This window comes from Streptomyces odonnellii (genome assembly GCF_000981895.1).
GTDB classification, from domain to species: domain Bacteria; phylum Actinomycetota; class Actinomycetes; order Streptomycetales; family Streptomycetaceae; genus Streptomyces; species Streptomyces odonnellii.
Window position 1 is genome coordinate 21,670 of sequence record NZ_LATD01000129.1, and the last position, 8,770, is coordinate 30,439.

7 protein-coding genes, 1 tRNA gene and 1 pseudogene are annotated in these 8,770 nt (G+C 69.3%); 1 reads left to right on the top strand and 8 read right to left on the bottom strand.

The window, feature by feature from the left end; translation table 11 throughout:
• Window positions 1-298: 298 nt before the first annotated feature.
• The 4 genes from WH07_RS13900 to WH07_RS13915 all read right to left on the bottom strand — a co-directional run bounded on the left by WH07_RS13900 (window position 299) and on the right by WH07_RS13915 (window position 4,356).
• Window positions 299-2,086: a DEAD/DEAH box helicase gene (locus WH07_RS13900; protein WP_046500093.1), complete on the bottom strand. Its 1,788-nt coding sequence runs from the start codon at window positions 2,084-2,086 to the stop codon at window positions 299-301.
• Window positions 2,087-2,209: 123 nt separating this feature from the next.
• Entirely contained in the window at window positions 2,210-2,599 is a 390-nt protein-coding gene (locus tag WH07_RS13905; protein ID WP_046500096.1) for a type II toxin-antitoxin system death-on-curing family toxin, read from the bottom strand.
• Window positions 2,596-2,796, bottom strand: a complete 201-nt coding sequence (locus WH07_RS13910) for a ribbon-helix-helix protein, CopG family (protein WP_046500098.1) — start codon at window positions 2,794-2,796, stop codon at window positions 2,596-2,598. The genes WH07_RS13905 and WH07_RS13910 overlap by 4 nt, the downstream gene beginning before the upstream one ends.
• A 39-nt stretch (window positions 2,797-2,835) precedes the next feature.
• The gene (locus WH07_RS13915; RefSeq protein ID WP_046500100.1) at window positions 2,836-4,356 is read right to left on the bottom strand and encodes an MFS transporter; all 1,521 of its coding nucleotides are present in this window, start codon (window positions 4,354-4,356) and stop codon (window positions 2,836-2,838) included.
• Between the two features lie 215 nt (window positions 4,357-4,571).
• On the opposite strand from WH07_RS13915, the gene WH07_RS13920 reads away from it, so the two are divergent.
• A tRNA-Cys gene (locus tag WH07_RS13920) sits at window positions 4,572-4,643 on the top strand.
• Window positions 4,644-4,712: 69 nt separating this feature from the next.
• Here WH07_RS13920 and WH07_RS13925 read toward each other — a convergent pair.
• The 4 genes and pseudogenes from WH07_RS13925 to WH07_RS13940 all read right to left on the bottom strand — a co-directional run.
• A complete protein-coding gene (locus tag WH07_RS13925) occupies window positions 4,713-5,354 on the bottom strand; it encodes a hypothetical protein (protein ID WP_157877337.1) in 642 nt (213 codons plus the stop codon).
• An 84-nt stretch (window positions 5,355-5,438) separates the two neighbouring features.
• Complete coding sequence (locus WH07_RS13930) at window positions 5,439-7,781, bottom strand: hypothetical protein (RefSeq protein WP_046500102.1); 2,343 nt, start codon at window positions 7,779-7,781, stop codon at window positions 5,439-5,441.
• A gap of 13 nt (window positions 7,782-7,794) precedes the next feature.
• Window positions 7,795-8,229, bottom strand: coding sequence for a hypothetical protein (locus tag WH07_RS13935; RefSeq protein ID WP_046500104.1), 435 nt, complete (start codon window positions 8,227-8,229; stop codon window positions 7,795-7,797).
• Window positions 8,230-8,305: 76 nt separating this feature from the next.
• Window positions 8,306-8,770: pseudogene (locus WH07_RS13940) on the bottom strand (hypothetical protein); the annotation flags it as partial.

An 8,770-nucleotide genomic window follows, 5' to 3' on the forward strand; every position in this document is an offset into this window, starting at 1 on the left:
ATTGCGGGGAATGTAGCGACCGGCACCGCTGAGCGGAAGACCTCGTCCAGAATCCGGGCAGACAAGGGGAGTTGGTCCCTGTTCGGGAATCAAGCGAAAACTATGGTGACTTGGGGTGATCGCTCCCACTATGCCGGGTGACGCGGAGAGGGGTGCGAGCGTACGAGCGGGAGAGCCCGGACGCGGGGCCGCGTCCGGCGCGGGAACCCGGCGCGAGACCCGGCGCGGATGACCGTACGGACCGCACAGCCGCCACCGGCACAGGCGCCACGGGCCCCGGCGTCGGCACCCGCACGGCTCAGCGCATCCGCGTGGCCCACTCCTGTACCTTCGCGATCCGCTCACGGATCTGACCCGCCGTCGCCTCGGCGCTCGGCGGCCCGCCGCACACCCGGCGCAGCTCCGTGTGGATCACCCCGTGCGGCTTGCCGCTCTGGTGGACATACGCGCCGACCATCGTATTGAGCTGCTTGCGCAGCTCCAGCAGCTCCTTGTGGGAGACCACGGGCCGCCGCTCGGCCGGCAGTTCCAGCAGATCCGCCTCGGCGTCCGGCTTCTTGCGGCTGTGCGCGATCTGCCGCGCCTGCCGCTTCTGGAGCAGAAGCTGCACCTGGTCGGGCTCCAGCAGCCCGGGGATGCCGAGGTAGTCCTGCTCCTCCTCGCTGCCCGGGTGCGCCTGCATCCCGAACTCGGCGCCGTCGTACAGCACCCGGTCGAAGACGGCGTCGGACTCCAGCGCCTCGAAGGGCAGCATGTCCTGCTCGCCGGTGTCCTCATCCTGCTGCTTCTCGGCCTCCGCCATCTCCTTCTCGGACTCGGCGTACGGGTCCTCGTCGCCGGCCTTCTTCGGCTTGTCGAGGACATGGTCCCGCTCCACCTCCATCTCGCTCGCGAACCCGAGCAGACTGGGGATGGTGGGCAGGAACACGGACGCGGTCTCGCCCCGGCGTCTGGACCGTACGAAACGGCCGACGGCCTGCGCGAAGAACAGCGGGGTCGAGATCGTCGTGGCGTACACACCCACCGCCAGACGCGGTACGTCGACGCCTTCCGACACCATGCGGACCGCGACCATCCAGCGGTCCTGACTCCCGCTGAACTCGTCGATCCGCTTCGACGCGCCGGTGTCGTCGGAGAGCACGACCGTCGCCTTCGTCCCGCTGATCTCGCGGATCAGCTTCGCGTACGCCCGCGCCGAGTCCTGGTCGCTCGCGATGACCAGACCGCCCGCGTCCGGGATGCCCTTGCGCACCTCGGTCAGTCGCTGGTCCGCGGCGCGCAGCACATTCGGCATCCATTCGCCGCGCGGGTCGAGCGCGGTGCGCCAGGCCTGGGAGATGGCGTCCTTGGTCATGGGCTCGCCGAGCTTGGCCGCGACCTCGTCACCGGCCTTGGTGCGCCAGCGCATATTGCCGCTGTAGCTCAGGAAGATGACGGGCCGGACGACTCCGTCGCCGAGGGCGTTGCCGTATCCGTACGTGTAGTCGGCGGCCGAGCGGCGGATGCCGTCGTCGCCTTCCTCGTACGCGACGAAGGGGATGGGATTGGTGTCGGACCTGAACGGCGTACCGGTGAGCGCGAGCCGCCGCGTCGCGGGCTCGAACGCCTCCAGGCAGGCCTCGCCCCAGGACTTCGAGTCGCCGGCGTGGTGGATCTCGTCGAGGATGACAAGGGTCTTGCGCTGCTCGCACCGGTTGCGGTGCAGCATGGGCCGTACGCCGACTCCGGCGTAGGTGACGGCGACTCCGTCGTACTCCTTGCTCAACGGTCCCGCGCTGTAGTCGGGATCGAGCTTGATCCCGATCCGCGCGGCCGCCTCCGCCCATTGCTTCTTGAGGTGCTCGGTCGGCGCGACGACGGTCACCTGCTGGACGACATGGTGGTGCAGCAGCCAGGACGCGAGCGTCAGCGCGAAGGTCGTCTTCCCGGCGCCGGGGGTCGCGACGGCGAGGAAGTCGCGCGGCTGCTCCTGGAGATACCGGCCGAGGGCGCCCTCCTGCCAGGCACGCAGCTTGTTGGCGGTACCCCAGGGGGCCCGGCCGGGGAAGGCGGGTGAGAGGTGGTGGGAGGAGGCGGTAGTAGTCACGGTCTCCGGTTCGCCGGTCGGGACGCGGGCGGTGGGCTCACGTACGAGGACCGGGCCACCCTACCGTTGGGGTGGCCTGGTCCTCATACGGACGGAGCAGCTTGCGGACAGGTGCGACGCCTGTCACACCTCGGGCCCGAGCAACTCCCTGAGCGATTCCGAGATCGCCTTCACCTCGTCCATTTCCCCGGTGGCCACGGCGATGACCAGCCGCTCCGCCGCGTCGATGTCCGGACGCAGTTGCACGTCGTTCATGGCCAGGAACGTGACACAGGACAGCCAGGCGGTGCGCTTGTTGCCGTCGACCAGCGGGTAGTTGATGGCGAGGGACTGCAGGAGCGCGGCGGCCTTGTCCAGCAGATCCGGGTATGCCTCTTCGCCGAACATGGCCGCCGAGGGGCGGTGCACCGCCGACTCCAGCAGGCCGGCGTCCCGGACGACGACCCGCATGTCATCGCAGGCATGATCGGCGATGACCAGCTCGTCCTCCGCGGACAGATAGAGGCAGGTCACTTGAGCCGCTCCATCAGCTCACTCCACTTGGCTGCCTGCTCCTTGGCCGTCTGCCGGACCATCGCCTCGTGGGCCGTCCTCGCCAGGTAGTCGTCCACGGCTCTCAGCAGTATGGCGTGCATGCTGGTGCCCTCCTGCTCCGCACGCTGCTTGAGGGCCTCGGTCTGATCGTCACGAAGACGCAGGTTCATCGCCATACCAGAACGGTACCCATGATGGGGCCAATGTGGTACCAGTTACCGCGTCCGTACCCGCGTAGCCACCCACACCCCCGCCAGCGCCACCGCCGCCATGGGCAGGAACACCGCGGCGAAGGCTGCCGGGTGGGAGGCGGTGGTGGCGGTCGCCTCGTAGGAGGTGTGGGCGGCCGACGCGGCGGCGCCCAGCGTGCCGCCGCCCAGGGCCGCGAAGGCCGCGCCGCCCGCCGTCAGCAGCAGGACGTTCGACAGGCCGTCGGAGATCTGGAGCGCGGCGGAGTTGGCGCCCGCCTCCTCCGGCGCCGAGAGCTTGAGCAGCAGCACGCTCGTCGAGGAGATCACCGCGCCCATGCCGAGACAGCCGACCCCCCAGGCGACCCCCACGATCCAGACCGGCACGGACTCGATCAGCACACTCGGCGCGGTCGCGATGGCGGCGGCGGTGAGCACCATCCCGCCCGCCATCAGCCGCTCGCGGTACGGCTCCATGCGCGGCCGGGACTGGACGTACGAGCCGAACGCCCAGGTCGCGCCGCCGGCCGCGAGCGAGAGCCCGGCCAGGGTCGGTGACAGCCCGCGCTCGGTGACGAGCATGAGCGGTACGAAGCTCTCGGCGGCGATGAAGGACCCCGCGGACAGCCCGCGCAGCAGCACGACGGCGGGCAGCCCGCGGGCAGCCCGCCAGGTGCCGCCGGGCAGGAGCCCGAGAACGGCCGGTACGAGCAGCGCCGCGCCGGCCACGGCGGGCAGCAGGGACAGCATGCGCAGATCCTGGCCCGCGTACTGGAGCAGCCCGGCGCCCAGCGAGATCCCGAGCGCCAGCAGGATCCGGCGCCGGTCCATGGCCACGACCGGCGCGGAGGGGTCGGCGGGCCCGGACGCCATCCGCCGTATCGCGGGCAGCGCGAGCGCCAGCGGCAGCACTATCAGAGCCGGGATGCCGATGAACACCCAGCGCCAGCCGAGCTGCTCGGTGACGGTCCCGGCGGCGAGCGGTCCGACGACGGAGGGGATCACCCAGCTCGCGGCGAAGGCGGCCATGATCGCGGGCCGCAGCCGCTCCGGGTAGGCCCGGCTGACGACGACGTACAGCGCGACGATGACCAGACCCCCGCCCAGCCCCTGGACGGCGCGGCCGATGATGAACAGCCACATCGTGCCCGCCGTACCGGACAGCAGCAGCCCGGCACCGAACGCGCTGATCCCGGCGGCCAGCGGCGCGAGCGGCCCGCTGCGGTCGGCCCACTGCCCGGAGAGCACCATGGCGAAGAGGCTGGTGGTGAAGTACGAGGAGAAGGCGAAGGCGTACAGCGGAATGCCGTGCAGCTCCCGCGCGGCCACCGGCATCGCCGTACCGACGGCGGTCGCCTCGAAGGCGATCAGCAGGACGACGGAGACGATCCCGATGCTGAGCGCCCGGTGCTCGGGGCCCAGGACACCCCCCTGACCGGGGCCTTTGGCGGCGGGGCCCTTGGCTGCGGGGCCTTTGGTGAACGAGGGACACACGGCGGAGCTGTCGGCGGGCGCGACATCGGCGTCGCGTGGATCCAGGGGGGTCATAGCCACAGCGTAAGGGGCAAATCTCGGGTTGACCCATGTCGCGGGCCGTACCGGCGCTGGTCCCTTGGTCGTACGACCGCCATCGTGAACGACGTGACCATCGTGAACGGCGTATGGCAGTCGCATTGCACCCCCGCCCCTCGCCTTGAGCCCCGCGCCCCACCGCCCTACGGTCGAACCAGCGACAAGGAAGCGCCGGACGACCGAACAGCCATGGCCGTGTGCCCGAGTGGTTCAGGGACTCGCCTGCAAAGCGAGTTACGCGGGTTCGATTCCCGCCACGGCCTCCGAGGGCGCGGGAAGCGGCCGCTCCGGGAATCCCGGGGCGGCCGCTTTTCCGTGGGGCCGCGGGTGCGTCAGGGGGTGGGAGATGTGGCCGGCTCGGGCTTCGGCTGGAGTACCACTTTCTGCGGAAGCCCTCCGTTGTTCTCGCACTCCAGCTTCCTGGCCACGGCGAACGACGCCGCGTGGAGGACCGTGAGATTGTTTTCGCGCAGGTTCTGGGTTTCCGGCCCGTTCAGGTCGGTGAAGTGCATGCTGCCCTGGATGCGCGCGGGATCCTTGTCCGAGCCGTCCAGTTGGGGGCTCACACACTCGAAGTAGAGCGAGGAATTCTTGGCTCCGGCCACGGCTCGCTTCCCGAGCTCGTAGGACCGCTGATCCGACGCGTGGCCGCGGTCCACCACGTCATCCGGCTTGTAGAGGCCGAAGCTGATGTTCATCCTCCCGGAATCGCGCCCCTGGCCCTTGATGTCACAGAAGGCGCCGGCACTGGTGTACACGTCCTGCCCGTCCGTGTAGAGATCCTTGAGCTTGGCGACAACGCTGTCCAGCGCGCCGTTGTCACGCCAGAAGGTCGTGTCGCCGATCGCGGTCTCCACGGCGGTCATCGCGTCGTCGGAGAACACGGAACCACAGAGCTTCCCGGCGCCGGTGAAGCGAGGCTCCTCGCTCTCGCCGCCACCGCACGCCGATACACCAAGGCCCAATACCAGCACGACACCCACGGTCCGTGCGGTGTTCCGTATCCTCACAGGTCTCGCTCTTTCTCTTGTCGCGGCTTCTCTTGTCCAGCTCTTGTCTCAGCCGGTCTCGGGATCATTGCCCTGCTGGTTCTCCCGGTCATTGCCCTTCGCATAACCGAGATCGACGGCGTCCCGGAGATCCCTGCCGAATTCGCTGTTCATATCGATGCCGTGCTGGTCGCGGAAATGCTTCATGGGCGACTCCGCGCTGTACTCACCGGCCCGGAATACATTCGACTTCTCCTCCCGGGTCAGCTCCTCGATGTTCTCCTTGTGCTCGTCGATGGCGTTGTCCGACCAGTCACCGATGACCTGACCGGCGATCTGCTCCAGCGCCCCGCTGCCCGTGTCGACGGCGAGGGGCACCAGGATGGCCGCCGCTCCGGCCGCGGCGGCCGTGACCGGCAGGAACGCGACGCCGGCGGCGATCGCGGAGGTCGCCCCGAACTCGACCCAGGCGGACCGCTGCTGCTGTGCCTTCTCGTACTCCTCGTGCAGCTTCAGGCCCTCCGCCTCGACCTGGTCGGCACGCGACTGGTCGAGCATTCCCTGCACCTCGGCGCCGACGCCCACGGCCGCCCGCGCCGCGCCCTGGTTGATGCTGCCGTCCGGGCCCACCTGGGCCTCCAGCATGCTGGAGGTGTAGAGCCGCTCGGCGGTGGTGACGGAGGCGTACGCGTCGGGGTGCTGGCCCAGGGCACTGAGGAATTGGCGGGCGTCCTTCCGCCCGAACTCGGCGTGGGCGTCCGGGTTCTTGGCCGGCGCGAAGATACTTTCGTCCACGCCCTCTTCCAGCGCCCAGTTGATGTCGTCGATATAGCCGGCCGCCATGTTGCCCATGCTGTCCGCCAGCGCCTCCTGGTGCTTGAGCAGGCCCGCGTCCCCTCCGTACGTCTCGACGACGTGCTGCATGATCGCGGCACTCGTCTCGTTCCGTACCGCGTTCGGATCCGGGCTGTCCCATGGGTAACCGAGTGTGGCGGATTCCAGGGCGTGGCCCAGTGCGTCCGGCATGTACGCCACGGACGCGGCGGCGGCGTCGGGGTCGTGGCCGTTGATGTCCGGGAACGACTCGTACTCCTCGTTGGCCAAATATCCGAGGTAGCTCTGGATGGGATTGCCTTCCTTGTCCAGGCCGAGGTCTGCCCCGGCACCCGTGTTGACGGTGCCGTCCTCGTTGTACGCCGTGGGCGTCGCGGAGAAGAACTGCCTCGACGCCTCCGGGCTGTGCCCGAGCGCCTCCAGCATGCCGATGACCGGATCGTAACCGGACCCGTTCACACCCGACGGGTTGTACGGGTTCTTCGGCCCGCCCATCGACAGCTTCGAGTCGGCGAACATGTACGGGTCCTTCTGGTGCAGTTGGACCACGTGCTCGGCTATCGGGTTCAGGAACTTCGGGTCGTAGTTCCCGTACCGCATGATCCCGCCGAGGAGCTGATATCCGTACGGCGCGTTCATGTCGTTCCTGACGACCGGAATGCGCTCGGTCCCGAGCCTGCGCATCTCCTCGGACCACCGGTCGGTCCACGCGTCGCCGACGCCCGTGGGGCTGGTGGCGGTGGCCAGATTGAGACCGAGGTTCCGCTGAAGCGCCTGGACGTCCCTGAGACGCTCCTCGTCGAGCTCGGAGTAGTCGTACGTATCCGTGGCCAACTGGCCGAAGAACGCGAGGGATCCCTCGGGACCGAGGCCGTCGTAGAACCTCCGGGAGAATTCGCGCGAGGAGTGGTTGTCCCCCAGCAGTTCGTTGAGCTGCTGGAGTTCGGCGTGCGTGAGGTCACGGCCCTTCTTGGCCAGATCGATCGCGCGCTGTGCCTCCTCGGCGTCCAGGCTCTCGTACCTCGGGGCGCTGAAGTTGTGCTGGTCGGTGGTGATGTTCGCCTTGAGCGCGTTGGCCGTGGCCACGTCGGCGTCGTCGCACGTCTCCACGATGGCGTCGATACGGCGCTGCATCGCGTCGATCTTGTTGTTCTGCGCGCGCAGCAGTTCGCTGTAGTCGGGGTCGTGGCGGGCCGCCCCGCTCTCCTGGAGCGGATACTGGGCCTCGACCCGGCCATGGGCGGTGACGACCAGCCCCTGTGCCGGCGCCTCGGTGTCCATCAGGGCCTTGAGGTCGTCCTTGGCCTTCTTGAACGCCTCGTAGCCGTCGGCGAGGATCAGTTTGATGCCCTTGGCGGCCTTCGCCGCGTCGTCGAACTCCCGGGCCGTCTTGTCGACGAACGGTTTGGTGACCTCGGCGGTGACGCCCCGCCAGTAGTCGTCCCTGGCCTTGGCCGCCATGGTGGTACGCGCGTCCTCGGCGAGCGTCTCCAGTTTGGTCGTCATCTCCGACCAGTCGTCCGCCGCCGACTTCAGCCTGTCCAGCGGGGCGTTGTACACGTTGTTGAAGGTCAGCACGGCTCCCCCGCGGTTACTTGAGGTACTCGTTTATGGCGGACACCGCGAGCGCCGCCGTGATCTCTTCCTCTTCCCTCGCATGCGACGCGGCGCTGTAGTCGAGGTGGTTGGAGATGTTCGCGCAGGCGTCGAGCAGGGTGTTGAGCTGCGAGTTCCAGGTGTCGTGAACGGTCCGCATCGCGGCACCGGTCTGGAAGCCGTTGACGGTCATCATCGTCGCCGCCTCCGACGTGCCGGCGCGGGCGTGACCGCCGTCGGTCCGGAGCCTGCCGTGCAGCGCGTACGCCGCGCTCCCGATCTCACCCAGCTTGTCCTGGCTGACGCTCAGATCGGCGCTGCTGCTCCCGCCGCCGGACCCCTCGTCGGGAACTCTGTTCAGCCGCATGTCGGAACTGGTCGCGGCGGTGGCATCGGTGCGGGCGGACGCCCACTCTTCATCGAACGACATGGCTTCCCCGTTGAACTGAGATGGTTGAGACGCCGGGCCGCGCAGCCCGAGACGGCGACGCGCGCCCGGTGGGCCGTTACGACTGCGGCGGCCCGGACGGCGGCGGCTGCGGTGGGTACTGCTGCTGATACGGCGGGTACTGAGGCTGCTGCTGCGCGGGCGGCTGAGTGGGCTGCTGCGGCGGGTACGACGGCTGCTGGTACGGCGCCTGCTGGTACGGCGACTGCTGCGGGCCGAATCCGGGGGCCGGGGCGGGGGGCTGCTGCTGCGGAGATACGGCCGCGCGGCGGCGGGAACGTACGAGAGGTACGGCAACGGCGGCGCCGATGAGCACGGCAGCGCCGATGCCCAGTCCGATCCAGAGGCCGGTGTTGCCACCGTCGCCACCGTCGCCGTCGCCGGAGGAGGCAGCCGGGGCGGGGGCGGGCTGCTGAGCCTCGTCGCCCTTGCCGTCCGTGTCCTTCGAAGTCTCGGCGGACGGCGACGCGGAAGCGGCGGCCGCGAGGTCGGGCAGCGGGTACTCGTCGGCTGGGCCGGGGTC